A 26,347-nucleotide genomic window follows, 5' to 3' on the forward strand; every position below is an offset into this window, starting at 1 on the left:
CTCCCGGTGGACGCCGGGAGACTCGGACAGGCGCTCTACTTCGTCAGTCGCGAGGGGGAAGAGGGGAGGAGGGTGGGGGTCAGCCTCGGCGGAGCTTGCGGACTACCCGCTTCGCCGTCGGCAGGGCGGTGTTCCAGGTGTTGTACCAGCGCGAGAACGCGACGTCGATCGAGCCGACCAGCTCGTCGGTGTGCTTGGCGAAGCTCTTCTTGAAGTCGCTGATGCCGTCGTTGAGCAGGCCGTTCATGTCGTACCGCACGAGGCCCTGCTCCTGGGCGATCTCGATGGTGCGCCAGTACGTCGGGGCGGTGGCGGTCGCCTTGCGGCCGGCGTCGTTGCCGCCGCCGTACAGGAGGAACGAGGTGCTCGCCGAGTTGACGCACCACGCGAAGCACGCGGGCGCGTCGTCGATGTACGTGGCCACCAGCACCGACCGCTCGCCGAGCTCCCGGTGGATGTCGAGGTAGTACTTGTCGTGGTGGATGGCGAACCCGGCGCGCTCGGCAGTCTCCTTGTAGACGTCGAGCACCCGGAGCACCTCCGCATCCTCCGTGACCCGGCGGATGTCGAGGCCCGTGCGGCTGCCCTTGCGGATCTCGTACCGCGTGGACTTGCGCATGTCCGCCATGAGCGCGTCGCCGGTCTTGGTGAGGTCCAGGATCAGCGTGCTCGGGATCATGATCTGGTTCGGCGCGTACCGCCGCCCGGCCAGGTCGAGCTGCGTGCCGGCCGGCCAGTCCGGCTCGATGGTGATGCCGACGCCGCCCACGTTCTCGCGCGCCCACTCCACCACGGTGTTGGTCACGGCGTTGCGCGTGGCGGTGTCGCCGACGCCGAAGACCGCCTGCGCCGTCTCGCCGTCATGGTGCGCCACGACGGGGCCGCGAGGCACGTACGAGAGCGCCTTGAACTGGGCCGGCAGCGGCCGCACGAGGAGCTGCGCCAGGCCAACGGTGGTGCCGTCCTCGGTGATGCGCAGCCGGTGCGCGCGCCAGTTGCCCGCGGCCTTGACCTCGCCCCATCCCCACAGCTGGAGCGGGTGTCCGCCCAGGGCGAGCACCTCGCGATCCCAGGTCGAAGGTTCGGTGACGACGTCGACGGCGAGCGTGATGGGCTCCGACAGGGCTGGCATGGGGACGACTCTACTGGGGCGGGCGGGGCGAGTTCACACCGATGGCTGCGCGGCGTCGGCGAACGCCTGTTCCAGGCCCGTGGCCAGCAGACCGACCTGCCACTGGCGTGCTCCGCGGCCCCGCAGGAACTCGGTGATCGTTGCGGCGTCGGCCGGCCTCGGCGGCGTCCAGCACAGGCGCCGGAGGGCGTCGGGCTGCAGCAGGTTCTCCACCGGGATGCTCAGCTCCTGCGACAGCGCCGTCACGAGCTCGCGCGCCGCCGCGAGGCGCCGCGCCGCCGTGGCGTCCCGGTCGCCCCAGGTGCGCGGGGGCGGCGGGCCGTCGGTGCGCGGGCCGCGGACGGACGGCAGCTCGGCGTCGGGCAGGGCGCGCGCGTCGTCGATGGCCTTCTGCCAGTACGCGGCGCGGCGCTTGGTGCCCTTGCCCGCGAACTCCGGCAGCGCGACGAGCTGGCCCGCGGTCTTCGGCATGGCCTTGGCCGCGGCGACGATCGCCCGGTCGGGCAGCACCCGGCCCGGCGAGATGTCCCTGGCCTGGGCGCTGGCGTCGCGCGCGAGCCACATGGCCCGCACGGCGGCGACCTGCCGCGGGTTGCGCAGCACGTGCATGCCGGACGTGCGCCGCCACGGGTCGACGCGTGGCGCCGGCGGGGCGGCTGTGCGCACCGCCTCGAACTCCTGCGCCGCCCACTCGGACTTGCCGGCGGCGTCGAGCCGCTCGGCGAGCCGGTCGCGCAGCTCGACGAGCACCTCGACGTCGAGCGCGGCGTACCGCAGCCAGTCCTCCGGGAGCGGGCGCGTGGACCAGTCGACCGCCGAGTGCTCCTTGGCCAGCCCCAGGCCCAGCACCTCGGCGACGACGGCGGCGAGGCCCACGCGCTCCATGCCGAGCAGGCGCGCGGCGAGCTCGGTGTCGAAGACCCGGGCGGGACGCAGGCCGTGCTCGGCGAACCCCGGCAGGTCCTGGGAGGCGGCGTGCAGCACGAACTCGGCGTCGCCGACGGCCTCGCCCAGCGGCGAGAGGTCCGGGACGCCGACCGGGTCGATCAGCGCGGTGCCCGCACCTTCGCGCCGCACCTGGACCAGGTAGGTCGCCTGGCCGTACCGGTACCCGGAGGCGCGCTCGGCGTCGGCGGCGACCGGCCCGGAGCCGGCCGCGAACGCCTCGACGACGCGCGCGAAAGCACCCTGGGTCGACACGACGTCGGGCAGCCCGTCGGCGGGCTCGGTCAGTGGTGTGACGGGTGCCGGCACGGGCGTCGATGTCTCCGCAGGGACTCCTCGCTCCGTGGTGGTCATGGACCTACCGTATGGCGTTGCCTGGAGCGGTCGGTAAACCGCCTGGTGAGCGCCGCGACGCCGTCGGGCAGCGGGGGCACTCCGGCCGCCATGGTGAGCAGCGCCGCCCACGCGCGCAGGTGGGTGCCGAGGTGGGTGTCGAGCGGCGTCCACGACGCGCGGATCTCGAGGTCGACGGCGTCGGGCGCACCGGTCAGGGCGCCGTAGCTCTGGGACAGCACGCGGGTGACCGTGCCGCCGTCGGCCACGGTGTCGGTGCCGGGTGCGAGGCCCGCGGACTCGAGGCACTCGCCGACCCAGGACCAGGCGACGTCGGCCAGCATGGGGTCGGCCGCCATCTCGGGCTCCAGCGAGGCGCGTACCAGGGTGACCACGCGGAAGGTGCCGTGCCAGGCCTCCTGGCCCGCAGGGTCGTGCAGGACGACGAACCGGCCGGTGGCCAGCGGTTCCTCCACGTGGTCGTGGTCCTCGCCGGTGTCGCGGCCGGCCGGGCCCGGCGGCCTGCCGGCCAGGACGTCGCCCGCCAGGGCCACGCTGAACGGGGCCACCCGGCGCGGGGCCGGGATCTCCGTGAGGCGCACCTCGGCGCGCAAGGCCTGGCGCCGCAGGTCGGCGAGGGCTGCTGCGAAGTCGACGGGAACGCCGGTGGGCGGGCCGCTGGTCACCACTTCACGGTACGTCCGCTCGACGGCCGCCCGGCGGAGGCGCGCGGCTGTCGCCGGATCGTGACCTGCGTCGCCTTGCGTTCTCGCGCCGGACTAGGCTGGCCGCGGGTCACGGCGCGCTGCGCGCGGGCCGGCCCGTTCCGACTTCAGAAGGAGCAAGAACGTGTCAGGCACAGCACAGATCGGCGTCACCGGGCTGGCGGTGATGGGTCGCAACCTCGCGCGGAACTTCGCACGCCACGGCTACACGGTGGCGGTCCACAACCGCTCGTACGCGAAGACCGAGTCGCTGGTCGCGGAGCACGGCAGCGACGGCGAGTTCGTCCCGAGCGAGTCGATGGCGGACTTCGTCGCGTCGCTCGAGCGGCCGCGCAAGGTGGTCATCATGGTCAAGGCCGGTGGCCCCACGGACGCCGTCATCGACGAGCTGGTGCCCCTCCTGGAGGAGGGCGACATCGTGGTCGACGCCGGGAACGCGCACTTCCCGGACACGATCCGGCGCGAGGCCGCCCTCAAGGAGCACGGCCTGCACTTCGTGGGCACCGGTGTGTCCGGCGGCGAGGAGGGCGCGCTGAACGGCCCGTCGATCATGCCGGGTGGCACGCGCGAGTCGTACGAGTCGCTCGGCCCCATCCTGGAGGACATCTCCGCGAAGGTGGACGGCGTCCCGTGCTGCACCTACGTGGGTTCCGACGGCGCCGGGCACTTCGTCAAGATGGTGCACAACGGCATCGAGTACGCCGACATGCAGCTCATCGCCGAGGCGTACGACCTGCTGCGCCAGGGCCTCGGTGCCTCCGCGGCGGAGATCGGCCAGATCTTCGCGCAGTGGAACACGGGCGACCTGGAGTCGTTCCTCATCGAGATCACCGCCGACGTCCTGCAGCACGTGGACGCGGCCACGGGCAAGGCGTTCGTCGACATCGTCCTGGACCAGGCGGAGCAGAAGGGCACCGGCCGCTGGACGGTCCAGAACGGCCTCGACCTCGGCGTGCCCATCACGGGCATCGCGGAGGCCACGTTCGCCCGGGCGCTGTCCGGTTCGGTGCCGCAGCGCGCCGCCGGCCGTGCCGCTCTGCCGGCCCACGCCGCGGCGTGGGAGGTCAAGGACCGCGACGCGTTCATCGAGGACGTCCGCCAGGCCCTGTACGCCTCCAAGGTCGTCGCCTACTCGCAGGGCTTCGACCAGATCGCGGCGGCCGCCACCGAGTTCGGCTGGGACATCGACCGCGGCGCCATGGCCCGGATCTGGCGCGGCGGCTGCATCATCCGCGCCCGGTTCCTGAACCGGATCACCGAGGCGTACGAGCGCGACCAGGACCTCCCCCTGCTGCTCGCGGACGAGTACTTCACCGACGCCGTCGCGAGCGGCCTGCCCGCGTGGCGCCGCATCGTGGCCGGCGCCGCCCAGAACGGCGTGCCCGCTCCGGCGTTCTCGTCCTCGCTCGCGTACTACGACGGCGTCCGCGCCGAGCGGCTCCCCGCTGCCCTGGTGCAGGCGCAGCGCGACTTCTTCGGTGCGCACACCTACAAGCGCGTCGACCGCGAGGGCACGTTCCACACCGAGTGGTCCGGCGACCGCACGGAGGCTGAGGCGTGAGGGGCAACCCCGCTGACAAGGGGCTGGTAGGTGGCGGTGGGGAGAGCTCCGCGCCGGAGATGCTGGTGATCGGGGTCGGCGGCGACGTCGGCATGTACGCCCTGGTGCGCGCGTTCCACGAGCAGTACCGCACCCACGCGATAGTGCTCTCCAAGGTCGCCACCCGCGCCATGCAGGACTCGGCGATCGCCGAGAACGTGGTGGTGCCCGGCCTGGACGAGGTGGACGTGTTCCTCTCGACCCTCGAGGGCCTCGCGCAGCAGCACCGGGACAAGGTCCTGATCCTGCTGACGAACGCGGACTGGCACGTGCGCACCGTCATCCTGCACCGGGACCGGCTGGCGGCGGCCGGGTACGTGCTGCCGTACCCGTCGCTGCCGGTGCTGGAGCAGGTCAGCAGCAAGGAGGGCTTCGCCGAGGTCTGCGACCAGCTCGGCATCCCGACGCCGCGCACCGTGGCCGTCGACGTCGCCAAGCTGGTGGCGGACGGCGGCCGCGCCGCGGTGCCCGCCCTCGAGGTGGACCTGCAGTACCCCGTGGTGGGCAAGCCGTCCAACAGCGCCGAGTGGTACTACGTGGACTTCCCCGGAAAGGCGAAGATCCACCACATCGACTCCCGCGAGGAGCTCGACGTGATCCTGGGCCACCTGGCGGACGCGAAGTTCCCGGGCACGTTCCTCGTCCAGGAGTTCATCCCGGGCGACGAGACGCAGATGCGGTCCCTGACCGCGTACCGCGACACGTCGGGCGAGGTGACGCTCCTGGCCACCGGTCGGGTGCTGCTGGAGGAGCACACGCCGGGCACGCTCGGCATCCCCGCCGCGATCCTGGTGGAGGCGTACGACGACGCCATGGACGCCGCCACCCGGTTCCTCGACACGACCGGCTACGTGGGGTTCGCCAACTTCGACTACAAGCTGGACCCGCGCACGGGCCAGCACGTGTACTTCGAGGTGAACCCCCGCATCGGGCGGAACAACTACTACGTGACGGCCAGCGGGGCCAACGTGGCTCGCGTGCTCGTCGAGGACTGGGTGCTGCGCCGCCCGATCCGCCCGGTGCGGGCGGTGCGCGAGGTGCTGTACACAGTGGTGCCGTTCGGCCTGCTGACCAGGTACGTCCTGGACCCGGAGCTCAAGTCCCGGCTCAAGGCCCTGCGGGCGAGCGGCGACGTGATCAACCCCCTGAAGTACGACGGCGACTCCGGCCTCAAGCGCCGGCTCATCGTCGAGGCGATCACGCAGAACTACCGCCGCAAGTACGCGCAGTACTACCCGGAGCCGACGTCGACGGGCTACTGACCCCGCCGCCGGCTTCACTGACGTGTCAGACCCTCAGGTCACTCCGGTGGCCTGAGGGTCTGACACTTCCGAGGTCTTTCTCACCTATGGGTACTTCTGCCCGCTTTTACGCCTTGCGCCATGTGTGGTTGATCGGGACACTGTGTGCGCACTTGCTGGATATCTCCAGCGCAAACCGTGAGAGAGGCTTCTTCCTGATGTCGTTCATCGAGTCCATCCGGACCGTCCTGTCGAAGTACGCGGCCTTCAGCGGGCGCGCCCGGCGCTCCGAGTTCTGGTGGTACTACCTGGCCGTGACGATCGTGGACAGCGTCCTCTACTTCGTCCTCATCGTCCCGGGCCTCAGCGCGTACAGCGCCGCCACCATGGAGTACGCCATGGCCGGCGACCCGTCCGCGCCCATGCCCTCGATGCCGGGCTCCTTGACGACCGGGTACGTGATCCTGTCGCTCGTCAACCTCGCGCTGCTCCTGCCGAGCCTCGGCGCCGCCGTCCGCCGCCTGCACGACACCGACCGGTCCGGGTTCTGGTATCTCCTCAGCTTCATCCCGTTCGTCGGCGCCATCATCCTGATCGTCTGGTGGGCCGGCGCCGGCACCCCCGGCCCGAACCAGTACGGCCCGGACCCCAAGGCCGTCGAGCCGGCCGCCGCCGTCTGACCTTCGCCGTCCTCGCCCCGCGCGGGGCGAACCGGCCCGAACCTACGAACCAGGGAATCATCCAGCACATGTCCTTCACCGACTCCGTCCGGACCTGCCTGCGCAAGTACGGCACCTTCAGCGGCCGGGCCCAGGCCTCCGAGTACTGGTACTTCTACCTCGCGCTGGCGATCGTGAACGCGGTCGTCTTCGCGGCGTTCCTGATCCCGGCCCTGGCCACGATGGACCCCGTCACCCAGGAGCCGGGCGTGCTCGGGTCGATCGGCTCGACCCTCGTGGGGATCATCGCCCTCGGCACGTTCGTGCCGCTGCTCGCGGCGGGCGTCCGGCGCCTGCACGACACGGGGAAGTCCGGCTGGTTCTACCTGCTGTGCCTCGTCCCGGGCGTCGGCGGCATCATCATCATCGTGCTGCTCGCCCTGCCCGGTGAGCCCGGCCCGAACCAGTTCGGGCCCGACCCCAAGGCCGTGGCGCAGTACGCCGCAGCCTGATCTAGCCTGAACAAGTGAACAGCCCCCGCCCCGTCCTCGTCGTCGGGGCGAGCGGATACGTCGGCAGCCGGGTCGCTCGCGGCCTGGCTGCCGACGGTGTTCCCGTGCTCGCCGCGGCGCGCCACGAGCTGCCGGAGCGGGTCACCGTCCAGGCCGGTGTGATCGCCGTCCGCGCCCCCGAGGTGAGCGCCCTGCCCGACGCCGTCCGCGCTGCCTGCGCCCGGGCCGGCTCCCCGCTGCCCGGGGCCGTCGTCGCCTCGATCGGCGGCTGGCGCAAGGGCGCGGCGCTCCTCGACCTGGAACCCTCCCGGTGGTCCGCGACGCTCGCCTCGCACCTCACCGCGCACCTCGACGCCGCCCGCGCGCTCGCGCCGCTGCTGGAGCCCGGGGACCCGTACGTCGTGCTCAACGGGGCGGCCTCCCGCGAGGCCATGGCCGGCTCCGGCGCGATCAGCGTGACAGGTGCCGGGCTGGCGATGCTCGTCCAGGTGCTCCGCCTGGAGTCGACAGGCCCCCGCTTCCACGAGCTCGTCATCGACCACGCCGTCGCGGGCGACGACCGCAACCAGGACCCGGCCCAGACCAGGTCCCCCGCCCAGGTGGTGCGCGCCCTCGGCGAGCTCCTGGACGACCCCGGCGCACCCGCCGTCCGGCACGTGTGACGTTGCTCTCCTGGCACGCCCCGTGAGCTGACGCGCCGGTAATCTTTTGCTTCGTGACAGCCGCCACCACCACCGACAGCCAGACCGTAGCGACCGCCCTGTGCGCCGTCCGACCACAGGTCCCTGTCGACCGGCTCGTCACCGATCTCCTGCCGCCGCGCCACTTCGAGAATGCTCGGTTCGCGACCTACCGCGCCAACCCCGCGCACCCCAGCCAGGCCCGCGCGCTCGCCCGCCTGAAGGAGATCGCCGACCAGATCACGGCCCCGCGGCGCGGCCTGTTCACCCGGCGCAAGGCAGCCCCGGCGGTCTACCTCGACGGCGGCTTCGGCGTCGGCAAGACCCACCTGCTCACCTCGCTCGCCCACGCCGTCGGCGAGGCGCTCGGCCCAGCCCTTGGATCGGGTGCAGTCGCCTACGGCACCTTCGTCGAGTACACCAACCTCGTCGGGGCGCTCGGGTTCCTCCCGACCGTCGATGCGCTCGCCGCCAAGAAGCTGGTCTGCATCGACGAGTTCGAGCTCGACGACGCCGGCGACACGACCCTCATGTCCCGCCTCATGCGTGAGCTCGCGGACCGGGGCGTGGCGCTCGCCGCGACGTCGAACACGCTGCCCGACGCGCTCGGCGAGGGCCGGTTCGCCGCCCAGGACTTCCAGCGCGAGATCAAGGCCCTGTCCGACCGCTTCGAGACCCTGCGGGTCGACGGCGAGGACTACCGTCATCGCGACGTCGTCACCGACTCCGAGCCCCTGACCGAGGACGAGGTCACCGCCGCCGCAGCCCGCCCGGGCGCCACGCTCGACGCGTTCGACGACCTGCTCGCACACCTCGCCACCGTGCACCCCAGCCGGTACGGCGTGCTGCTCGACGGCGTCTCCGTCGTCGCGCTGACCGGCGTGCACCCGGTGACGGCCCAGGAAGTGGCGCTGCGCCTCGTGGTGCTCGTGGACCGCCTCTACGACCGGGACGTGCCCGTGCTGCTCGGCGGCTCGGGGGACACCCGCGGGCTGTTCACCGAGGAGATGCTCGCCGGCGGCTACCGCAAGAAGTACTACCGCGCCCTGTCCCGCCTGGGCGCCCTGGCCGAGGAAGGGCGCAAGCGCGTCTGACGCTCAGGTCGCCGCCAGGCGCGCCTTCTCCGCCGCCACGTCGAAGTCGGCGGGCGGCCAGCCCAGGTCCAGCGACCGCAGGGCGTCGGTCAGCAGCTCCGTGACGGCCAGACGGGAGTACCACTTCCGGTCCGCCGGAACGACGTACCAGGGCGCCTCCTTCGTGGACGTCCGGTCCAGCATCTCCTGGTAGGCCGCCAGGTACTCCGGGAGCTTCTTGCGTACGTCGATGTCGCCCGGGTTGTACTTCCAGTGCTTGTCCGGCCGGTCGAGCCGTTTGGCCAGGCGCTTCTTCTGCTCGTCGGCCGAGACGACGAGCGCCACCTTCACGATCGTGGTGCCCGACGCCGCCACCTCGGCCTCGAACTCGTTCAGCTCGGCGTAGTGCCTGCGCCAGGTCTTGACCGGCTCCAGCCCGTTGACTCGGACCACCAGGACCTGCTCGTGGTGCGACCGGTCGAACACGCCGAGATAGCCGGGCACGGGCAGCGCGTTGCGTATCCGCCACAGGTAACCGTGCTCCCGCTCCTCCTCGGTGGGCGCGCCGAACCCGCGGTGCATCACGCCCTGCGGGTCCACCATGCCCACGACGTGCTGCACGATCCCGCCCTTGCCCGAGGTGTCCAGGCCCTGCAGCACGAGCAGCACGGACCGGTCGCCGCCGGTGCGGCCGTGCGCGAAGAGGCGCTCCTGCAGCTCGGCCATCTCGTGCCCGCGGACGGCCATGAGCTCCTCGCCGTCGGCGCGGCTGCCCCGCCAGCCGGGCGTGGCGGCCTGGTCCAGGGCGCTCAGGTCGGTGCCGTGCACCCAGCGCAGGGCCTCGCCGGCCGGGGTCTTCCACAGCTTCTCCGGGTTCTCGTCCATCGGGTGCCACCTCTCGCGCGACCGGCCGGCGCCGGTCCCTGACCTCAGGCTCTCAGGTCAGGTCTCAGCGCGCAGCACGGCGGTCATCCGGGGCGGCACCGTCAGGGTGTCGCCGACCAGGCGCGTCGCGCCCGGCTCCCAGGCCGCCGCGAGCCGATAAGCCCCGGGCAGCGGCGCCTTGACCGCGCCCTCGGCGGGCCGCAGCAGGCTCCCCAGGCGCAGCGCGGCCAGGCCGTGGCCCGTGTTGAGCACGAACGCCAGGCTGCCGCGCAGCACCGCGATGACCGAGCGGTCGCCGGTGGACCGGACGTCCAGCGGGAGGTCCAGCTCGTCGGCGACGCTGTGCCGGATGGCGATCAGCTCGCGCGCCCAGCGCACCAGGCGCCGCTCGCTGTCGTTGCGCGGGACCACCGGCGCGTGCACGGTGTCCAGCACCAGCGGGTTGCCCGCGAGGATGACCGTCGCGAGCACGCTGGCCCGGATGTCGACGTCATCCACGCCCAGCAGCGCCGTCGCGGGGCTCTCCTCGCCCGCCCACGGGACCGTGAGCTGGGTGGCGGGCAGCCGGGTGATGTCCTCGACCACGCTCGCGCCGGCCCGGACACGGCTGCGCCGCCCGCCGTTCTGGCGGGTGGCCCGGCGCACCGACGGGTGCACCAGGTCGGCGAGCATCTGCAGGGCCTGGATGTCCTCCGTGCGGCCCGGGCCGGACAGGAGGCGCAGCAGGATGGTGGTCAGCCGGTCGCTGCGGCCGGGGCCGTCCACGAGCAGGCTGAACCGGCGCTCGAGCTGCTCGCCCATGCCGACCACATAGTCCGCCAGCTCGCCCAGGAACGGGGTCGGCGAGCGGTCGACGAGCGCGTCGACGTCGAGCACCAGGCCGTCCACGTGGTACTCCCGCAGCCAGTGCCGGGCGTCGTCGACCAGGAAGTCGCGTGGGCCGCGGCTGCCGCTGCCGTCGAGGTTGATGCGGTCACCCACGAAGTCCGTGCGGACCGTGGGCGCGGACGGGACCTTGCCCGCCCGGGTCCCGATAGGCGGCAACTGGCCGGTGCGGAGCTGGATCGGGCCGGTGCGCGGCCGGTCCAGCGGCACCTGGCCGGTCCGGGGGCGCATCGCCTGCAGCGCGTACTCGCCCGCGTCGCCGACGTCGGGCCGCGGGGGGCGCGGCCGCCCGCCGCCGCTGAGGTACGGGCCGTAGGCCTCGAGGCCGAGCTCGTCGGCCACGGCCCAGCGGTACGCGATGTCCAGCACGACGGCGAGGCCGACGGCGTGCGCGGCGTCGACGAAGCGCTGCAGCGCGCGCGGGCCGCCGTACGGCTCGTGCACGGAGTAGAGGCGCACGCCGTGCGAGGGGCCGAGCGCCGGGTCGAACGCGGCGACGGGCGCGAGCTCGATGCCGTGCACCCCGAGCTCGGCGATGGTCGGCAGCACCTGGGCCGCGGCGTCGAGCGTGCCCTCTGGGGTGAACGTCTCGACGTCGACGTGCAGGAGGACGCTCGTGGAGAGGTCGGGCGGGGACCACGTGCCGTCGGTCCACTCGAAGGCCGGGTCGAAGACCCTCGTCGGCCCATGGATGCCCTGCGGCAGCCAGACGCTGCGCGGGTCGGGCAGCAAGGGCCCGCCGTCGACGGAGTAGCCGTAGTCGGTGCCGTGCTCGAGCACGCTGTCGGCGCCCCAGTACCCCGGCTCGCCGGCGCCCACGAGGCGCAGCGGCATGTGCTCGGGCTCCTCGTACGGGTCGTAGGGAACGAGCACCTCGATGATGCGGGCGCGCGGTGCCCACACCACCGGTCTGGGCCCGGGAACAGGCATGTCAGGCCCAGGTCGGGGCGGTGGTGTGGTTCCCCCGGTGCCACTCCTCGGTCCGGTCACGGCGGACAGCCTAGCCCGGTGTTCCGGGTGGGCGGGTCAGTACGACGACGCTGTGTCCCGTCACCGACAGGCTCGTGCAGGCGCCGAGCACGGTGCCCGGCTCGGCGCTGCCGTCGGTGTCCAGGACCACCGTCCAGGCCTTCCCGTAGGTGCTGGGCGGCACCCGGAAGTCCAGGGCCTCGGAATGGGCGTTGAGCAGCAGCAGGAACGAGTCGTCGACCACCGCCTCGCCGCGCCCGCCGGTCTCCGTGATCGCGTCGCCGTTGAGGAAGACCGCCACCGTCCTGGCGTACGCCAGGTGCCAGTTCGTGTCGTCCATGCGTGCGCCGGTGAGGTCGAGCCACTCGATGTCCGCGAGGCCCTCGGCGGCGCCGGGCCCGACCTTCCCGTCGAAGAACCGGCGGCGGTGCAGGATCGGGTGGTCGCGCCGCAGCCGGACCGCGTGCCGGGCGAACTCCAGCAGCGCGGTGGCCTCGGGGTCGAGCCCGTCCGGGCCGCCCCAGTCCATCCAGCTCAGCTCGTTGTCCTGGCAGTAGGCGTTGTTGTTGCCCTGCTGGGTGCGCCCGATCTCGTCGCCGTGCGCGATCATCGGCACGCCCTGGCTCAGCATGAGCGTGACCAGGAAGTTGCGGCGCTGCCGGGCGCGGAGCTCCCGGATCACCGGGTCGTCGGTGGGGCCCTCCACGCCGCCGTTCCAGGACCGGTTGTAGCTCTCGCCGTCCTTGTTGTGCTCGCGGTTGGCGGCGTTGTGCTTCTCGTTGTACGACGTGAGGTCGGCGAGCGTGAACCCGTCGTGGGCCGTCACGAAGTTGATGGATGCGCTGGGCATCCGGCCGCTGTGCTCGTACAGGTCGCTGGACCCGGTCAGGCGGGAGGCGAACTCCGGCAGCGTGGCCGGCTCCCCGCGCCAGAAGTCGCGCACGGTGTCGCGGTAGCGGCCGTTCCACTCGGTCCACAGCGGCGGGAACCCGCCCACCTGGTAGCCGCCGTCGCCCAGGTCCCACGGCTCCGCGATCAGCTTGACCTGGGAGATCACCGGGTCCTGGTGCACGATGTCGAAGAATGCGCTCAGCCGGTCGACCTCGTGGAACTGGCGGGCCAGGGTGGCCGCCAGGTCGAACCGGAACCCGTCGACGTGCATCTCCTCCACCCAGTACCGCAGCGAGTCCATGATGAGCTGCAGGACGGCGGGGGAGCGCATGAGCAGCGAGTTCCCGGTGCCGGTGGTGTCGAAGTAGTGGGCGTCGTCGCCGTCGACCAGCCGGTAGTAGGCGGCGTTGTCGACGCCGCGGAAGCCCAGGGTGGGGCCCAGGTGGTTGCCCTCGGCGGTGTGGTTGTAGACGACGTCGAGCAGCACCTCGATGCCCGCCTGGTGCAGCGCCTTGACCATGGCCTTGAACTCCATGACCTGCTCGCCGCGCCGGCCGTAGCCCGCGTACCCGTTGTGCGGGGCGAAGAACCCGATCGTGTTGTAGCCCCAGTAGTTGGTCAGGCCCTTGGCGGTCAGGGACGGGTCGGTGACGAACTGGTGCACGGGCATGAGCTCGATCGCCGTGACGCCCAGCTTCGTCAGGTGCTCGATCACCGCCGGGTGGGCGAGGCCCGCGTAGGTGCCGCGCAGCTCGTCGGGGACGTCCGGATGGCGCATCGTGAGGCCCTTGACGTGCGCCTCGTAGATCACCGTCTCGTGGTAGGGCGTGTCCGGCGGGCGGTCGTGGCCCCAGTCGAAGAAGGGGTTGACGACCACGGAGACCATGGTGTGGCCGAGGGAGTCGGAGGACTCCGGCGTCCTGCCCGTCGTGGCCTGCTTCACGTCCGAGAACGGGTACGAGAACAGGGACGGGTCCCCGTCGAGGTCGCCGTCCACGGCCTTGGCGTACGGGTCGAGGAGGAGCTTGGCCGGGTTGCAGCGGTGGCCCGACGCCGGGTCGTACGGCCCGTGCACGCGGTACCCGTACCGCGTCCCCGGTCCGACGCCGGGCAGGTAGATGTGCCACACGTGCGCGTCGGTCTCCGTGACGTCGATGCGCGTCTCGGTGTCGTCGTCGGCCAGCAGGCACAGCTCGACCCGCTGCGCTACCGACGAGTAGAGCGCGAAGTTCGTCCCCGTACCGTCGAACGTCGCGCCGAGGGGGTACGGGCGCCCTGGCCAGGTCTGCATCCGTCGATCATCACACCCCGGCGGGGTGGGTGGGGGGAGATCTGGGTGGTGGGCGTGCCGTCGTCGTGGAGGCTTGGGGTTGATTCAAAATACTGTGCCATGCGGATGCGTAGAGGCCCCAGGTCCTGCGAGAATGAGACCATGATCACGGGGGAACCCCAGTCCGCCACCTCTGACGCCGCCGATTCAGTTCCGACCGATCTGGTCGACGAGTCGAATGCTTCCTACGCACGCATCGCGCCGCCGGCCGTCCGCCGCGTCGCAACCCGCCGGGGCCTGCTCGGCGGCGGAGACGCATCCAAGGCGCCGCGCAACCTCGCCGGCTGCGAGCTCGACCCGATCGAGGGCGCATCGAGCGGCGTGTCCTGGGACGACCCGGCCGAGCTCTGACCAGCTCTCGCTGACGGGTCCCGTCAGCGGGGCAGCCGCCCCAGGTCCACCGGGATGAGCCGCGGCATGCCCGCGGGCGCCACCGTGCTCAGCGCCAGGTAGCGCGCCTCGGCCCGGTGCAGCCGGATGTGCTCGTCGAGCGACCACTGCGGCCCGTTGGTGAGCGTCATGCCGCAGGAGCAGTCGATCTCCTCGCGGCCGCCCGGCAGGTTCCGCACCTGGCCCACGGTGACGTGGGAGGCGCGGGCGTCAGCCTTGGCCCGATGCATGGCGGCACTGACGGGAGCATGTTCGGTCACCGCCCCACACTAAGCGTTGAGTGCTGGGTATTTGCGGGCCGGCGACGCTCAGGACCGCAAATACCCAGCACTCAACGGGCCCGGTCGAGGGCCTGCAGGGCGTCCTCCGTGAGGTCGTTGATGTCTTCCAGGCCTACCGACAGGCGGACTATCGACGGCGGTACCTCGGCCTCCGTGCCGCGCACGGAGGCGTGCGTCATCTCGCTCGGGTAGTTGACCAGCGACTCGACGCCGCCGAGCGACTCGGCGAGCAGGAACACCCGGGTCGACTCCGCGAACGCGCGCGCCGCGCGCTCCCCGCCCGCGAGGTCCAGCGAGATCATCCCGCCGAAGCGCGACATCTGGTGCGCGGCGACCTTGTGGCCCGGGTGGTCGGGCAAGCCCGGGTAGAGCACGCGGGCCACCGCGGGGTGCTCCACCAGGCGCTCCGCGAGCGTCTGGGCGTTCTCGGAGTGGCGCTGCATGCGCACGGCCAGCGTCTTGATGCCGCGCGTCGTGAGGAAGGCATCGAACGGGCTGGACACCGCGCCGGCAGCGAACTGCACGTAGCGCACCTGCTCCGCGAGCTCGTCGCCCCCGTTCGCCACGACGACGGCGCCGCCGACGACGTCGGAGTGCCCGCCGAGGTACTTCGTCGTGGAGTGCACGACGACGTCGGCGCCGAGGTCGAGCGGGCGCTGGAGAGCCGGCGACGCGAACGTGTTGTCCACGACCAGCAGCAGGCCGTGCTCGCGGGCCAGCCCGGCGAGCGCGGGGATGTCGCTGATCTTCATGAGCGGGTTCGACGGCGTCTCGACCCACAGCATCTTGGACCCCGGGCGGATGGCGGCGCGCACGGCGTCGAGGTCGGCCGTGTCGACGGTCGTGTGCTCCACACCGGTCCGCCCGTGGATCGTGCGGACGAGCCGGTGCGTGCCGCCGTAGACGTCGTTCGGCACGAGCACGTGGTCCCCGGGCGCGAGCACGGCCCGCAGGAGGGCGTCCTCGGCGGCGAGGCCGGAGGCGAACGAGATGCCCTGCGACCCGCCCTCGATCGCCGCGAGCTGCTCCTCCAGCGCGGTGCGCGTCGGGTTGCCGCCGCGCGAGTACTCGTACCCGCCGCGCAGGCCGCCGATGCCGTCCTGGACGTACGTCGACGTGACGTGGATCGCCGGGATCGCGTCCCCGGTCGTCGGGTCGGGATGCTGTCCGGCGTGGATCGCGAGGGTGTCGAACCGGCCGGGCCGTGCGTCGTTCATGGTGGTCTCTCTTCGATGTCTGTGTCGATGTCGGTGTGCTGGGGCGGTGTCCGTGCGCCGGGGCGGCGGGTCAGACCGCGAGGTAGTCGAGCAGGTCGGAGCGGGACACCACGCCGAGCGCCTTGCCGCCGTCGGTCACGAGCAGGGCGGTGTCGGACGCGAGCGCCGCGCGCAGCGTCCCGACGGGCTCGTTGACGCCGACGAGCGGCAGCGGCCTGCCCAGGAGCCCGCCGATCTCGTCGGAGAGGTTGACCGTGCCCGCGAACACGCCGTCCAGCAGCTCGTCCTCGTGCACGGCGCCCGTGATCTCGCCGAGCACCACCGGGGGCTCCGCGGTGAGAACGAGGAGCTGCGAGACGCCGGAGCGGGTCATCCGGTCGATGGCGTCGCGCACCGTGTCGGTCGGGTGCACGTAGACCAGGGGCGGGGTGCGGTCGGCCTTGGCGGCCAGCACGTCGGCGACCGTGTGGTCCTCGATGGCGGGCGCGAACCCGTAGGACCGCATCCAGGTGTCGTTGAAGATCTTGCCGAGGTAGCCGCGGCCGCCGTCGGGCAGCAGGACGACGAAGACGTCGTCCGGGCCCGCCGAGCGCGCGGCCCGCAGGGCTGCGACGACGGCCATGCCGCTGGACCCGCCCACGAGGATGCCCTCCTCGCGGGCGAGGCGCCGGGTCATCGCGAAGGACTCGGCGTCGCTCACGGCGATGACCTCGTGCGGCACGGTCGGGTCGTAGGCGGCGGGCCAGAAGTCCTCGCCGACGCCCTCGACGAGGTACGGGCGGCCGGTGCCGCCGGAGTAGACCGACCCCTCGGGGTCGGCGCCGATGATGCGCACCCGGTCGCCTGAGACCTCGCGCAGGTAGCGGCCGGCGCCCGTGATGGTGCCGCCCGTGCCGACGCCGGCCACGAAGTGGGTCACGCGGCCCTCCGTGTCCCGCCAGATCTCGGGGCCGGTGGTCTCGTAGTGGGAGCGCGGGCCGTTGGGGTTGGAGTACTGGTCGGGCTTGAACGCGCCGGGGATCTCGCGCACCAGGCGGTCGCTCACCGAGTAGTACGACTCGGGGCTGTCGGGGGCCACCGCCGTCGGGGTCACGACGACCTCGGCGCCGTACGCCGTCAGGACGTCGCGTTTGTCCTTGCCGACCTTGTCGGGCAGGACGAACACGCAGCGGTAGCCGCGCTGCTGGGCGACCAGGGCGAGGCCAACCCCGGTGTTGCCCGACGTCGGCTCGACGATGGTGCCGCCCGGGCGGAGCTTGCCCTCGCGCTCGGCCGCCTCGATGATGCGGCCGGCTATGCGGTCCTTGGACGAGCCGCCGGGGTTGAGGTACTCGAGCTTGACGAGCACGGTCGCGCGGGTCACGCCGTCGGTCACCCGGTGGAGCCGGACGAGCGGGGTGTTACCGACGAGGTCTACGACGGAATCGACGTACTGCACCTGTTGATCTCCTGTTGCTGGGCGCGCGCCGGTGCGCACGGAGGACTGACGGGCCTGAGACGGGGGTCAGCGACAGCAACAGGACAGCGGTGCGAGCACACCGCAACTCTAGGGCCACGGCCCGCTCAGTGCGAGTGCACGATGCCCAGCTCGTGCATGCGCTCATGCTCCTCGCGCTCCTTGATGCGCTGCGCGATGCGCGCCTGGACCTCCGCGCGGCGCAGCGGCGGCACCGTCTTCGGCGGCTGACGGCGTTCCGGCAGGTCGTCGAGCAGGCGCGTCACGATGTCCGCGATCTCCTGGGTGGCCTGTTCGACCGGGTCACGCGTGGCATCGCTGACCTTCGTCACGCCCGTCACCTTGCGCACGAACTGCAGCGCGGCGGCGGTGATCTCGTCGTCGGTGGCGGGCGGCTCGAGCCCGCGGAGCGTCGTGATGTTTCGGCACATGCTCCGACCGTACGCCGGGCGGCGGCGCGGCGGGAGAGGGCCCGGCGCCGCCGCGGCGTCGGCTCAGTCCGCGTCCGACGGCGCCCCGGCCGCCTGCACCGGGATGGTCGCCGCGAGCGCTGCGGCCACGACGGCGACGCCGCAGCCCAGCAGGAGCGCGACGCGGAACCCGGCCTCCGTGGGCAGGGTGTGCTCGCCGAACGTGGTGCTCATGCGTGCCAGGACCACGCCGATGACGGCGGCCGACGTCGAGGTGCCGATGGAGCGCATGAGCGCGTTGAAGCCGTTCGCGGCGGCCTTCTCGGTGGCCGGCACGGCGCCGAGGATGAGCGCGGGCATCGCGCCGTAGGCGAACCCGACGCCCGCCGACGCGACGAACGCCGTGAGGGTGAGGCCGACGAGGGTGTCCATGGCGAGCGTGGAGAGGCCGTAGCCGAGCGACATGATCAGGCCGCCGAGGACGAACGTCGTCTTGGCGCCGCGGGCACGGGTGACGCGCGCGCCGACGGGGGACATCAGGGTCATGGCGATGCCGGACGGTGCCATCCACAGCCCCATCTGCAGCATGGACTGGCCCAGGCCGAACCCGGTCGCGGTGGGCGCCTGCATGAGCTGCGGGAGGATGAGCGACTGCGCGTACATCGCGAAGCCGACCAGGATCGAGGCGAGGTTGGTGACCAGGACGGCCGGCCGCGCGGTGGTGCGCAGGTCCACGAGGGCGGCGGGCGTGCGCAGCTCCCACCAGCCCCAGCCGAGGAGCACGACGGCGGAGCCGGCGAACAGGCCCAGCACGAGCGGGCTGGCCCAGCCCCACTCGGCGCCTTTGGAGATGGCGAGCAGCAGGGCGACGAGGCCGGCGCCCAGGCCGAGCACGCCGACGTAGTCGAACGGGGCGCGGACCGTGGCGCGCACCGCGGGGGCCGGGATGGCCCGCCAGATGACGACGCCGATGACGACGGCGCAGACGGTGATCAGCCAGAAGAGGATGCGCCAGCTCGAGAACTGCGCGACGGCGGCGGCGAACGGCAGGCCGAAGGCGCCGCCGATGCCGAGCGACGAGCTCATCAGGGAGATCGCGCCGGCGGTGCGCTTCTTGGGCAGCAGGTCGTGCAGCATGCTGATGCCGAGCGGGATGAAGCCGGTGGCCAGACCCTGCAGGCCGCGGCCGGCGACCATCACGGGGACCGTGGTCGCCACGGCGCACACCGCGGAGCCGAGCGCGAGCGGCAGCAGGGAGATCAGGAGCATCTTCTTCTTGCCGTACAGGTCGCCCAGCCGCCCGGCCACGGGCGTGCAGACGGCGCCGACCAGCAGCGTGATCGTGACGATCCATGAGGTGTCGGACGCCGGGGCGTCGAAGATGGCCGGCAGCGAGGCGATGATCGGGACCACGAGGGTCTGGGTCATCGCGACGACGATGCCCCCGATCGCGAGGATGCCGACTATGCGGTTCGGGCGGACCGCGGGGGCGGCTCCGCCGTCGGCCGGGGTAGCGGGGCGGGACGAGGTGGTGGTCACGGGACTCCTGGGGAATGGTTGCTGTGCATCATGCACATTAGGTCTTTGGGCTCAGGATGCCATACCTTGTGCATGATGCATAGCGCCGGTCGGCGCCTGAGACCGGAGGTAGACGATGACGTCCCCGATCGACCGGATCGAGTACGAGGCCATGCTGTTCGGCCGGCACCTGGCCATGCTTCCGGCGGGGCGCTCGCGCCGTAAGGGCGGCCGCCTCGACCAGAGCGCCTACACGCTGCTCAGCCTGCTCGACGCCGGGGGACCGGCCAGCCTGTCCGAGCTCGCGGTCGCCACCGGCCTCGACGTCTCCACCCTGAACCGGCAGACCGCGGCCCTGCGGCGTGAGGGCTTCGCCGAGCGCTTCGAGGACCCCGAGGGCGGCCAGGCCCGCAAGCTCCGCCTGTCCGACGTCGGCCGGCGTCTGCTCACCGAGGAGCGCGAGGCGAGCCAGGCGCTGCTCGCCGACCTGCTCGACGACTGGCCGGAGCAGGACAGGGTCCAGCTCGGGGAGCTGCTGGCCCGCTACAACCGCGTCATCGAGGACCGTTCGGGCCGCCACTGGCCCCGCCCATAACGGCGCCCGAGTGTTGAGCACAGCAGTTGCTGCCACGAAGGGTGGCAGTCTGGCAGGAACTGCTGTGCTCGATCCCGGGTCGATCGTGGCGGGCAGGACCGGGCGTGCGGCAGGGTAGGCGCATGCACACTCCGGCCGACGCCGCGCACGAGCCCCTGCCCGAGTCCCGGCCCGCGACCGTCGTGCGTGAGGCGCGCGAGGACGACTGGCCGAGCATCTGGCCGATCGTCGAGGAGGTGGTGCGTGCCGCCGACACGTTCGCCTACGACCCAGCCATGACCGAGGTGGACGCCCGGGCGGCCTGGCTCGCGGCGCCCGAGCGGGTGGTGGTCGCGGTGCGCGACGGCGCGGTGGTCGGCACGGCCAACATGTACCCCAACCGGCCGGGCCCGGGCAGCCATGTCGCCTCGGGAAGCATCATGGTCGACCGGGCAGTGCGCGGCACCGGCGCCGGCCGGGCGCTCGTCGAGGACATGATCGGCTGGGCGGGTGGGCAGGGGTACGCCGCCATCCAGTTCAACGCGGTGGTCGACACCAACGCGTCAGCCGTCCACCTGTACGAGAGCCTCGGCTTCGTGACGCTCGGCGTGGCGCCCGGTGCGTTCCGGCACCCCGAGCTCGGGGACGTCGGGCTGCGGATCATGTGGCGCGAGCTGCGGGCCTGAGCGTCAGCCGTTCTGCTGCGCGCCGCTCCAGCGCGCGATGTCCTCGTCGGTCACCTCCACCGGGCCGGTGGCCGGCTGGGTGATCCGGACGTGGTTGCCGAACGGGTCGCGCAGGGCGCAGTCGATGCCGTACGGCTGCTCGGTCGGCTCCTCGGTGAACTCGACGCCCTTGGCCTTGAGCTCGGCGTAGGTGCGGCGGCAGTCGTCGGTGATGAGGACGCACGCGACGCCGAGCGCGCCCTTTGTTATCAGGTCCCTGACCTGGGCCGCGACGTCCTCGCTCAGCGAGGGCGGCCCGGGCACCTCGAGGAGCAGATGGCGGTCGGGATCGGCCGGCAGGGCGATCGTCAGCCAGCGCATGAAGCCCATGTCGACGTCGTTCGTGACCTGGAACCCGAGCTTGCCGACGTAGAAGTCGAGGGCTTCGTCCTGATCGAGGACGTTCACGGCGGTGATGGAGATGTTCTTGAACATGCCCACCACGCTACGGCGGCCCCGGCACGGCGCGCTTCTCCGAAACTGCTCAGCTCCGGAGCTGCTTAGCCCGCGGGGCGCATCCAGCTCTTCGTGAAGCAGACGGGGGCCGCGACCCGGCGCGCCCGGCGCCGGTACTCGCTCGGCGAGGCGCCGACGACGTCACGGAAGGTGCGGCTGAACGTCCCGAGGCTGTTGAACGCGACCATGAGCGCGACGTCGGTCACCGGCGTCGTGGTGTCGCGCAGCAGCGCCATCGCGCGCTCGATCCGCCGCCGCTGCAGGTAGCGGTGCGGCGTCTCCCCGAACGTGGCCCGGAAGCTGCGGCTGAAGTGCGACGGCGAGACGTGAGCGATCCGGGCCAGCGCGGGGACGTCGAGCGGCCTGCCGTAGTCGCGGTCGATGGCGTCTCGGGCGCTCAGCAGCCGTCGGTTGTCCCGCTCTCGCGGGGACATCGTGCGCCCCGCCGCGGGGCGGCTCACCGTACCGGAGGTCACGCAGGCAGCCTATCGGTCACGCCGTGGCGGACCGCTCAGCCCGCGTCGCCGAGGAACGCCGCGTACCCGTCCAGGAGCCGGGCCAGGCCGAACTCGAAGAGCGAGTCGAGCGTGAGGTCGATGTCGGCGGACGTCGCCGCCGAGAGGTGGGGGTGGCGGCGCTGGTCCACGACAGCCTGGAGGTCCGGCAGGGTCCGGTCCATCCACTCCTCGTCGGTCAGCCCGTCGTCCTTTCGGGCCTGCGTTGCGGGCTCGATGCCGACCCCGAGGCCGCGCACGAGCTGGAAGACCGACACCGTCAGGTGCATGCGGGTCTCGAGATCGAGGGGCCGGCCGGGGATCCCGCTGAACGCGGCCAGCAGCGCCTCTGTGTGCGCCACGCCGTGCGGCAGCACCTGCGGGCGCGTCATGGACATGATGTGGGCGGCCCACGGATGCCGCTGGAACGCGGCCCACATCGTGCGGGCGCACGTCTCGGCGCGGGCGCGCCAGCCGTCGGGCAGCGGCCGGGGAAGGGGCGAGGTGGCGTAGACGGTGTCGAGCATGCGGGCCAGCAGCTCGTCGCGGCTACGGACGTGGCGGTAGAGCGACATGGTGGGGATGCCCAGGTCGCTGGCGATGCGGCGCATCGACAGCCCGCCGAGCCCCTCGGCGTCGGCCACCGCCATGGCGACGCGGACGACGGCGGCGGCGTCCGGCGCGGTCGGGGCGCCGCCGGGCTCCGCCGCTCCCGCGGCGACGACCGTGCCGACCCCGCGCCGCACCTCCACGAGCCCGTCGCGGCGCAGCGCGTCGAGCACCCGGCTCGCGGTCGCCATGGCGACGCCGTGCTCGGCGACGATGCGGCGCGTGGACGGGACGGGGTCGCCCGGGGTGAGCTCGCCGGACCGGATGCGGGCCCGGATCTCGTCGGCGATCCGCTCGGAGGTGGTGGTCATCTCGGCTCCTGTACTAGTGCACTGCTCGGCGTTCGGGCAGTGCACCCGGCCCACTGACTCGGCGGCCCGTGCGGTGCACTATCCGCTGCACTACCTGGTTCTTTACCCAGCATAGGGCGGCTCGTACGGTGTACGAAACGCCAGCCCGAACAGCACTGAAAACCAGGGAGCAGCCATGACCCACGTACTCGTCTCCGGCGCCAGCATCGCCGGACCCGCCCTCGCCTTCTGGCTCCGCCGGTACGGCTTCGACGTCACGGTCGTCGAGCGCTCGCCCGGGCCCCGGCCCGGCGGCCAGGGCATCGACGTGCGCGGCGCCGCCCGGACCGTCCTGGACCGGATGGGCATCACCGACCAGGTGCGCGCGGCCCACACGGGCGTGCGGGGGATCGCCTACCTCGACAGCGCCGGACGGCGCACCGTCGAGATGCCCACCGAGATGTTCGGCCACTCGGGCGGCGTGATCGCCGACATCGAGATCCTGCGCGGCGACCTCATGCGCATCATCATGGACGCCGCCGACGGCGTGGAGTACGTCTTCGACGACAGCATCACGGCACTCGACGAGCAGCCCGACGGGGTGACGGTCACCTTCGAGCGGTCGGCGCCCCGCCGGTTCGACGCCGTCGTCGGGGCGGACGGCGTCTTCTCCACGACCCGGCGCCTCGCGTTCGACGGCGCATGGCGGGCCGTCGACTCCGGGTACCACCGCGCGGTGTTCACGGCGGACGCCGTCGAGCCGGGGCAGGGCGGCGACGCCTTCGGCCTGGACGGCTGGGAGCTGCTGTACTCGATGCCGAAGGGCAACGGCGTCGGCGGGCGCAACGTGCTGCTGTACCCGGCGCACGGCGGAACGCGCGGCATGGTGCACTTCGCGGGCGACCCGGTCACCTACGACCGGCGCGACATCGCCGGGCAGAAGCGGATAGTGGCCGACGTCCTGGCCGGCGAGGGCTGGGAGGTGCCACGCCTGCTGGACGCGATGTGGCGCTCCGACGACTTCTACTTCGACCGGCACGTCAAGATCGAGATGCCGTCGTGGCACCGGGGCCGGGTGGCGCTCCTGGGGGACGCCTGCACCGCGGGCTCGGTCGGCATGGGGACGTCGCTGGCCCTGGTCGGCGCCTACGTGCTGGCGGGCGAGCTCGCCCGGGCCGGCGGCGACACCGAGCCCGCGTTCGCCGCGTACGAGGCCCGGATGCGGCCGTACGCCCAGGCCAACATGCAGCAGCTGCCGGGCGGTGCGCGCGGGTTCCTGCCGCCGTCGAGGTTCGAGATCACGGCGCGGACGGCGATGATGCGGGTGCTGCTCAAGACCCCGATCGCCCGCCTGATGCTGGGCGGCATCGACAAGGCGGTGGACTCGATAGCCCTGCCGGACTACGCCACCCTGGCGGTGCGGTAGGTAGCCCCGAGTGGTCGGCACTTTGTCAGGTGATCGGTAACCCGGGTTGCCGATCACCTGACGAAATGGCGACCACTCGGAACGTGGTCAGTCCGGGAGGCCCGCCACCGCGAAGTAGGTGGTGCAGGCGCCGCCGTCGGACTCGTAGCCGGTGGCGAGCTCCAGCACCTCGTCGCGCTCCGGCATCGGCAGCAGGCTCGAGCTGTAGTTCGGGCAGTAGTTGTTCCACGGCTCGAAGATCCGGACCGGCGCCGCCGCCGTCCGCCAGGGGGACTCCGGCGCCGCGTCGTTGGTCATGATCGTCGACCCGTTGCCGGGCAGCACCGCGCCGTCGGCGCCGAACAGCATCTGCCCGACGGCGAGCAGCCGCCCGTCGCTGGTGCCATCGTTGTACCAGCTGACGGTCGGAGCGTGCCGGAAGTGGGTGCCGTCCGACGTGCGCACCGGGTTCCCGAGGCCGGTGACGGGGCCCCAGCTGACGCCGTCGGGCGACCTGCGGGTCAGGTGCCGGCAGTCCTGGCCCGGGCCGCAGAGCTCGTAGCTCATCAGGTAGGTGCCGCCGGGTAGCCGGCGGACGACCGGCATCCCCGGGCGCAGGGCCGGATCCTCCGCCGCGATGACGTTCTTCAGCGGGCCCCACGTGCGCCCGTCGGACGACGTCGTCCGGACGATGGTCTGGCTGTGGGCCGGCTGCTTGTTCTCGTCCGACACGTACAGCACGAGCCGGCCGTCGGGCGTGACGGCGAACTCCGGCTCCCACAGTCCCTTGACCCCGGCCGCGGTGGCGGCGGTGGACACGTGCTCCCAGGTGCGGCCCTGGTCCGTGCTGGCCCAGACGGGCAGCGTCATCCGGCGGGTGGCCTCGTCCTGCTGCTGGCCCACGGAGGCCGACCAGAGCAGTGTGCCGGCCGGCAGGTCGCCGACCTGGCGCGGCAGCTCGAACAGCGTGGAGCAGCACAGGCCTTGGGCAGCGCCCGGGTCCGAGACGGTGCCGATCCGCTGGAACGTGCGGCCGTCGTCGGTGCTGGAGAAGATCGCCCCGTGCCCGACGTCGCCCGAGAACGTAACGACGCTCGCGATGATGGTGCCGTTGGCCTCGTCGGAGTGCGCCAGCCGGATCGCGCGCGGGTAGAGGGCGGTGCCCTCCATCAGGCGGGTCCCGTTCTCGGCGCCGCCCGGCGGCAGCGCGGCATCAGCTGTTGCGTTGGTTGTTGCGGGGGTTGTGGCGGTCGCCGGTACGACGGCGGTGGTCAGCGCGAGGGCGGCGAGCGCCAGCAGCGTGCACAAGGATCGTGTGACAGACATGTATCACCTCTCGGATCGGCTCTGATCTCGAACAGCGGTGGATCAGCCCCCTGCGTTGCCGGGCGACCGCCGCCCAACGTAGTGATCGATCCCGCGTGAGTCAACGTTGCACCAACCGGGCCTCGCGGCACCGTACGATCCATAGCGTGACTGCGACCGGACGGAAGAAGAACCACCAGATCGCCGTGCTCGTGCTCGAGGGCGCCAAGCCGCTCGACGTCGGCATCCCCGCGCAGGTGTTCTCCAACCGGCCGAGCATGCCCTACGAGGTGCGGGTCTGCGGCGCCGCGCCCGGGCTGGTGACCGGCGGCGACGGCCTCTCGTACCACGTCGCGGAAGGCCTGGACGCGCTCGAGCGCGCCGACACGGTCTTCATCCCCGGCTATCGGACGCCGGCTGCCGCCGACCCGCCGGCCGTCGTCGTCGACGCACTCAAGACCGCCCACGCCCGCGGGGCGCGGCTCGCCGCCATCTCGACAGGGGCGTTCGCGCTGGCCGCGACCGGCCTGCTCGACGGCAAGCGGGCGACCACCCACTGGCACTACACGAAGGCGCTCCGGGAGCGGCATCCGCTGGTGCAGGTGGACGAGAACGTGCTGTTCGTCGACGAGGGCGGCGTGCTCACCTCGGCGGGCGCGGCGTCGGGCATCGATCTCTGCCTGCACCTGGTGCGGCGCGACCACGGCGTCGGCCTGTCCAACCATGTGGCCAGGCGGCTGGTCGCGGCGCCGTACCGCAGCGGGGGACAGGCGCAGTACGTGCCGCGCAGCGTGCCCGAGCCGCTCGGCGACCTGTTCGCCAGCACGCGGGAGTGGGCGCTGGAGCACCTGGCGGAGTCGCTGACCCTGGAGGCGCTCGCGCGCAACGCGCGGGTCTCGGCGCGCACGTTCTCGCGGCGGTTCGTCGAGGACACCGGGTACACGCCGATGCAGTGGGTGCTCCGGGCGCGCGTGGACCTGGCGCGGGAGCTGCTGGAGCGCAGCGACCTGAGCGTTGAGCAGATCGCGCACCGGGTGGGGCTGGGCACAGCCGCCAACCTGCGCCTGCACTTCCACCGGATCCTCGGCACGTCGCCGACGGAGTACCGGCACACGTTCTCGGCCTGAGCAGGAGGCGCTGCGCCCGGTGTGAGGCGTCGGCCGAACCGCAACTTGCGAGTCCTTGGGGCCACTCTCGCGTGCCGAGCCGCAACCTGCGCGTCACAGGCAGCCTCGAACCGAGGGTTGCGGGTCTACGCCGGGCCCGTTGTCAATCGGTTAGTGCAACTTAGGCGGCTTGGGCCAGGAGGTTCTTGAGTGCTTGGGCGGGGGTCTTCAGGTCGAGGGTGGGTCGTGGC

26 protein-coding genes are annotated in these 26,347 nt (G+C 72.3%); 11 read left to right on the forward strand and 15 right to left on the reverse strand.

Features of this window, described 5'->3' with window-relative positions; translation table 11 throughout:
- Positions 1–79: 79 nt before the first annotated feature.
- Genes ACFT2C_RS25145 through ACFT2C_RS25155 form a run of 3 tightly spaced genes read right to left on the reverse strand, consistent with a single transcriptional unit; the run spans position 80 to position 3,096 of the window.
- Entirely contained in the window at positions 80–1,132 is a 1,053-nt protein-coding gene (locus ACFT2C_RS25145; RefSeq protein WP_377209823.1) for a lipid II:glycine glycyltransferase FemX, read from the reverse strand.
- A 33-nt stretch (positions 1,133–1,165) separates the two neighbouring features.
- Positions 1,166–2,431 carry an HRDC domain-containing protein gene (locus tag ACFT2C_RS25150; protein WP_377209824.1) on the reverse strand — a complete coding sequence of 422 codons (1,266 nt, stop codon included), beginning with the start codon at positions 2,429–2,431 and terminating at the stop codon, positions 1,166–1,168.
- Positions 2,428–3,096, reverse strand: a complete 669-nt coding sequence (locus ACFT2C_RS25155) for a DUF3000 domain-containing protein (protein WP_377209825.1) — start codon at positions 3,094–3,096, stop codon at positions 2,428–2,430. The genes ACFT2C_RS25150 and ACFT2C_RS25155 overlap by 4 nt, the downstream gene beginning before the upstream one ends.
- Before the next feature lie 163 nt (positions 3,097–3,259).
- Between ACFT2C_RS25155 and gndA the strand changes: the two genes are divergently transcribed.
- The 6 genes from gndA to zapE all read left to right on the forward strand — a co-directional run bounded on the left by gndA (position 3,260) and on the right by zapE (position 8,921).
- Complete coding sequence (gndA, locus tag ACFT2C_RS25160; protein WP_377209826.1) at positions 3,260–4,696, forward strand: NADP-dependent phosphogluconate dehydrogenase; 1,437 nt, start codon at positions 3,260–3,262, stop codon at positions 4,694–4,696.
- Complete coding sequence (locus ACFT2C_RS25165; RefSeq protein ID WP_377209827.1) at positions 4,693–5,997, forward strand: carboxylate--amine ligase; 1,305 nt, start codon at positions 4,693–4,695, stop codon at positions 5,995–5,997. Before gndA ends, ACFT2C_RS25165 begins: the two co-directional genes overlap by 4 nt.
- 197 nt (positions 5,998–6,194) lie before the next feature.
- A complete protein-coding gene (locus ACFT2C_RS25170; protein ID WP_377209828.1) occupies positions 6,195–6,656 on the forward strand; it encodes a DUF805 domain-containing protein in 462 nt (153 codons plus the stop codon).
- A 68-nt stretch (positions 6,657–6,724) separates the two neighbouring features.
- Complete coding sequence (locus ACFT2C_RS25175; protein ID WP_377209829.1) at positions 6,725–7,147, forward strand: DUF805 domain-containing protein; 423 nt, start codon at positions 6,725–6,727, stop codon at positions 7,145–7,147.
- A 14-nt stretch (positions 7,148–7,161) separates the two neighbouring features.
- Positions 7,162–7,809: an SDR family oxidoreductase gene (locus tag ACFT2C_RS25180; protein ID WP_377209830.1), complete on the forward strand. Its 648-nt coding sequence runs from the start codon at positions 7,162–7,164 to the stop codon at positions 7,807–7,809.
- Between the two features lie 53 nt (positions 7,810–7,862).
- Entirely contained in the window at positions 7,863–8,921 is a 1,059-nt protein-coding gene (gene zapE / locus ACFT2C_RS25185) for a cell division protein ZapE (protein WP_377209831.1), read from the forward strand.
- Positions 8,922–8,924: 3 nt separating this feature from the next.
- Here the strand turns inward: zapE and ACFT2C_RS25190 are convergent, their stop codons facing one another.
- From ACFT2C_RS25190 to glgX, 3 genes are all read right to left on the reverse strand, one after another.
- Complete coding sequence (locus ACFT2C_RS25190) at positions 8,925–9,785, reverse strand: PPK2 family polyphosphate kinase (RefSeq protein WP_377209832.1); 861 nt, start codon at positions 9,783–9,785, stop codon at positions 8,925–8,927.
- Positions 9,786–9,842: 57 nt separating this feature from the next.
- Positions 9,843–11,576: a hypothetical protein gene (locus ACFT2C_RS25195; RefSeq protein ID WP_377209833.1), complete on the reverse strand. Its 1,734-nt coding sequence runs from the start codon at positions 11,574–11,576 to the stop codon at positions 9,843–9,845.
- A gap of 94 nt (positions 11,577–11,670) precedes the next feature.
- Positions 11,671–13,821 carry a glycogen debranching protein GlgX gene (gene glgX / locus ACFT2C_RS25200; RefSeq protein ID WP_377209834.1) on the reverse strand — a complete coding sequence of 717 codons (2,151 nt, stop codon included), beginning with the start codon at positions 13,819–13,821 and terminating at the stop codon, positions 11,671–11,673.
- Between the two features lie 141 nt (positions 13,822–13,962).
- On the opposite strand from glgX, the gene ACFT2C_RS25205 reads away from it, so the two are divergent.
- Complete coding sequence (locus tag ACFT2C_RS25205; RefSeq protein WP_377209835.1) at positions 13,963–14,211, forward strand: hypothetical protein; 249 nt, start codon at positions 13,963–13,965, stop codon at positions 14,209–14,211.
- 23 nt (positions 14,212–14,234) lie between these two features.
- Here ACFT2C_RS25205 and ACFT2C_RS25210 read toward each other — a convergent pair whose 3' ends face one another.
- The 5 genes from ACFT2C_RS25210 to ACFT2C_RS25230 form a co-directional block, all read right to left on the reverse strand.
- Positions 14,235–14,510: a hypothetical protein gene (locus ACFT2C_RS25210; protein ID WP_377209836.1), complete on the reverse strand. Its 276-nt coding sequence runs from the start codon at positions 14,508–14,510 to the stop codon at positions 14,235–14,237.
- A gap of 71 nt (positions 14,511–14,581) precedes the next feature.
- Positions 14,582–15,748 (reverse strand): cystathionine gamma-synthase, encoded by a 1,167-nt coding sequence (locus ACFT2C_RS25215; RefSeq protein WP_377209837.1) that lies wholly within the window; start codon positions 15,746–15,748, stop codon positions 14,582–14,584.
- 70 nt (positions 15,749–15,818) lie between these two features.
- Positions 15,819–17,186, reverse strand: coding sequence for a cystathionine beta-synthase (locus ACFT2C_RS25220; protein WP_377209838.1), 1,368 nt, complete (start codon positions 17,184–17,186; stop codon positions 15,819–15,821).
- 125 nt (positions 17,187–17,311) lie between these two features.
- Positions 17,312–17,635 (reverse strand): DUF2277 domain-containing protein, encoded by a 324-nt coding sequence (locus ACFT2C_RS25225; protein WP_377209839.1) that lies wholly within the window; start codon positions 17,633–17,635, stop codon positions 17,312–17,314.
- A gap of 63 nt (positions 17,636–17,698) precedes the next feature.
- Positions 17,699–19,153, reverse strand: a complete 1,455-nt coding sequence (locus ACFT2C_RS25230; protein WP_377209840.1) for an MFS transporter — start codon at positions 19,151–19,153, stop codon at positions 17,699–17,701.
- Between the two features lie 115 nt (positions 19,154–19,268).
- On the opposite strand from ACFT2C_RS25230, the gene ACFT2C_RS25235 reads away from it, so the two are divergent.
- Both ACFT2C_RS25235 and ACFT2C_RS25240 read left to right on the forward strand, forming a co-directional pair.
- The gene (locus ACFT2C_RS25235) at positions 19,269–19,727 is read left to right on the forward strand and encodes a MarR family winged helix-turn-helix transcriptional regulator (RefSeq protein ID WP_377209841.1); all 459 of its coding nucleotides are present in this window, start codon (positions 19,269–19,271) and stop codon (positions 19,725–19,727) included.
- Between the two features lie 122 nt (positions 19,728–19,849).
- The gene (locus ACFT2C_RS25240) at positions 19,850–20,392 is read left to right on the forward strand and encodes a GNAT family N-acetyltransferase (protein WP_377209842.1); all 543 of its coding nucleotides are present in this window, start codon (positions 19,850–19,852) and stop codon (positions 20,390–20,392) included.
- Between the two features lie 3 nt (positions 20,393–20,395).
- Here the strand turns inward: ACFT2C_RS25240 and ACFT2C_RS25245 are convergent, their stop codons facing one another.
- The 3 genes from ACFT2C_RS25245 to ACFT2C_RS25255 all read right to left on the reverse strand — a co-directional run bounded on the left by ACFT2C_RS25245 (position 20,396) and on the right by ACFT2C_RS25255 (position 22,301).
- Positions 20,396–20,866, reverse strand: a complete 471-nt coding sequence (locus ACFT2C_RS25245; RefSeq protein WP_377209843.1) for a VOC family protein — start codon at positions 20,864–20,866, stop codon at positions 20,396–20,398.
- Positions 20,867–20,931: 65 nt separating this feature from the next.
- Positions 20,932–21,321: a helix-turn-helix transcriptional regulator gene (locus ACFT2C_RS25250; protein ID WP_377209848.1), complete on the reverse strand. Its 390-nt coding sequence runs from the start codon at positions 21,319–21,321 to the stop codon at positions 20,932–20,934.
- Positions 21,322–21,398: 77 nt separating this feature from the next.
- Positions 21,399–22,301 (reverse strand): GntR family transcriptional regulator, encoded by a 903-nt coding sequence (locus ACFT2C_RS25255; protein ID WP_377209844.1) that lies wholly within the window; start codon positions 22,299–22,301, stop codon positions 21,399–21,401.
- 175 nt (positions 22,302–22,476) lie between these two features.
- Between ACFT2C_RS25255 and ACFT2C_RS25260 the strand changes: the two genes are divergently transcribed.
- Entirely contained in the window at positions 22,477–23,706 is a 1,230-nt protein-coding gene (locus ACFT2C_RS25260) for an FAD-dependent monooxygenase (RefSeq protein WP_377209845.1), read from the forward strand.
- Positions 23,707–23,793: 87 nt separating this feature from the next.
- On the opposite strand, the gene ACFT2C_RS25265 is transcribed toward ACFT2C_RS25260, so the two are convergent.
- Positions 23,794–25,011 carry a sialidase family protein gene (locus tag ACFT2C_RS25265; protein ID WP_377209846.1) on the reverse strand — a complete coding sequence of 406 codons (1,218 nt, stop codon included), beginning with the start codon at positions 25,009–25,011 and terminating at the stop codon, positions 23,794–23,796.
- A gap of 146 nt (positions 25,012–25,157) precedes the next feature.
- Here ACFT2C_RS25265 and ACFT2C_RS25270 point away from each other — a divergent pair, with 146 nt between their 5' ends.
- Entirely contained in the window at positions 25,158–26,117 is a 960-nt protein-coding gene (locus ACFT2C_RS25270; protein WP_377209847.1) for a GlxA family transcriptional regulator, read from the forward strand.
- Positions 26,118–26,347 lie beyond the last annotated feature (230 nt).

This window comes from Promicromonospora sp. NPDC057138, assembly GCF_042670845.1.
Lineage (GTDB): Bacteria > Actinomycetota > Actinomycetes > Actinomycetales > Cellulomonadaceae > Promicromonospora.

What these genes read in the sequence shown, in the direction of transcription:
- ACFT2C_RS25145 (WP_377209823.1), bottom strand. Translation starts at nt 1,132, where the DNA reads ATGCCAGCCCTGTCGGAGCCCATCACGCTCGCCGTCGACGTCGTCACC.
- ACFT2C_RS25150 (WP_377209824.1), bottom strand. Translation starts at nt 2,431, where the DNA reads ATGACCACCACGGAGCGAGGAGTCCCTGCGGAGACATCGACGCCCGTG.
- ACFT2C_RS25170 (WP_377209828.1), top strand. Translation starts at nt 6,195, where the DNA reads ATGTCGTTCATCGAGTCCATCCGGACCGTCCTGTCGAAGTACGCGGCC.
- ACFT2C_RS25175 (WP_377209829.1), top strand. Translation starts at nt 6,725, where the DNA reads ATGTCCTTCACCGACTCCGTCCGGACCTGCCTGCGCAAGTACGGCACC.
- ACFT2C_RS25190 (WP_377209832.1), bottom strand. Translation starts at nt 9,785, where the DNA reads ATGGACGAGAACCCGGAGAAGCTGTGGAAGACCCCGGCCGGCGAGGCC.
- glgX (WP_377209834.1), bottom strand. Translation starts at nt 13,821, where the DNA reads ATGCAGACCTGGCCAGGGCGCCCGTACCCCCTCGGCGCGACGTTCGAC.
- ACFT2C_RS25205 (WP_377209835.1), top strand. Translation starts at nt 13,963, where the DNA reads ATGATCACGGGGGAACCCCAGTCCGCCACCTCTGACGCCGCCGATTCA.
- ACFT2C_RS25215 (WP_377209837.1), bottom strand. Translation starts at nt 15,748, where the DNA reads ATGAACGACGCACGGCCCGGCCGGTTCGACACCCTCGCGATCCACGCC.
- ACFT2C_RS25225 (WP_377209839.1), bottom strand. Translation starts at nt 17,635, where the DNA reads ATGTGCCGAAACATCACGACGCTCCGCGGGCTCGAGCCGCCCGCCACC.
- ACFT2C_RS25235 (WP_377209841.1), top strand. Translation starts at nt 19,269, where the DNA reads ATGACGTCCCCGATCGACCGGATCGAGTACGAGGCCATGCTGTTCGGC.
- ACFT2C_RS25240 (WP_377209842.1), top strand. Translation starts at nt 19,850, where the DNA reads ATGCACACTCCGGCCGACGCCGCGCACGAGCCCCTGCCCGAGTCCCGG.
- ACFT2C_RS25245 (WP_377209843.1), bottom strand. Translation starts at nt 20,866, where the DNA reads ATGTTCAAGAACATCTCCATCACCGCCGTGAACGTCCTCGATCAGGAC.
- ACFT2C_RS25250 (WP_377209848.1), bottom strand. Translation starts at nt 21,321, where the DNA reads ATGTCCCCGCGAGAGCGGGACAACCGACGGCTGCTGAGCGCCCGAGAC.
- ACFT2C_RS25255 (WP_377209844.1), bottom strand. Translation starts at nt 22,301, where the DNA reads ATGACCACCACCTCCGAGCGGATCGCCGACGAGATCCGGGCCCGCATC.
- ACFT2C_RS25260 (WP_377209845.1), top strand. Translation starts at nt 22,477, where the DNA reads ATGACCCACGTACTCGTCTCCGGCGCCAGCATCGCCGGACCCGCCCTC.
- ACFT2C_RS25265 (WP_377209846.1), bottom strand. Translation starts at nt 25,011, where the DNA reads ATGTCTGTCACACGATCCTTGTGCACGCTGCTGGCGCTCGCCGCCCTC.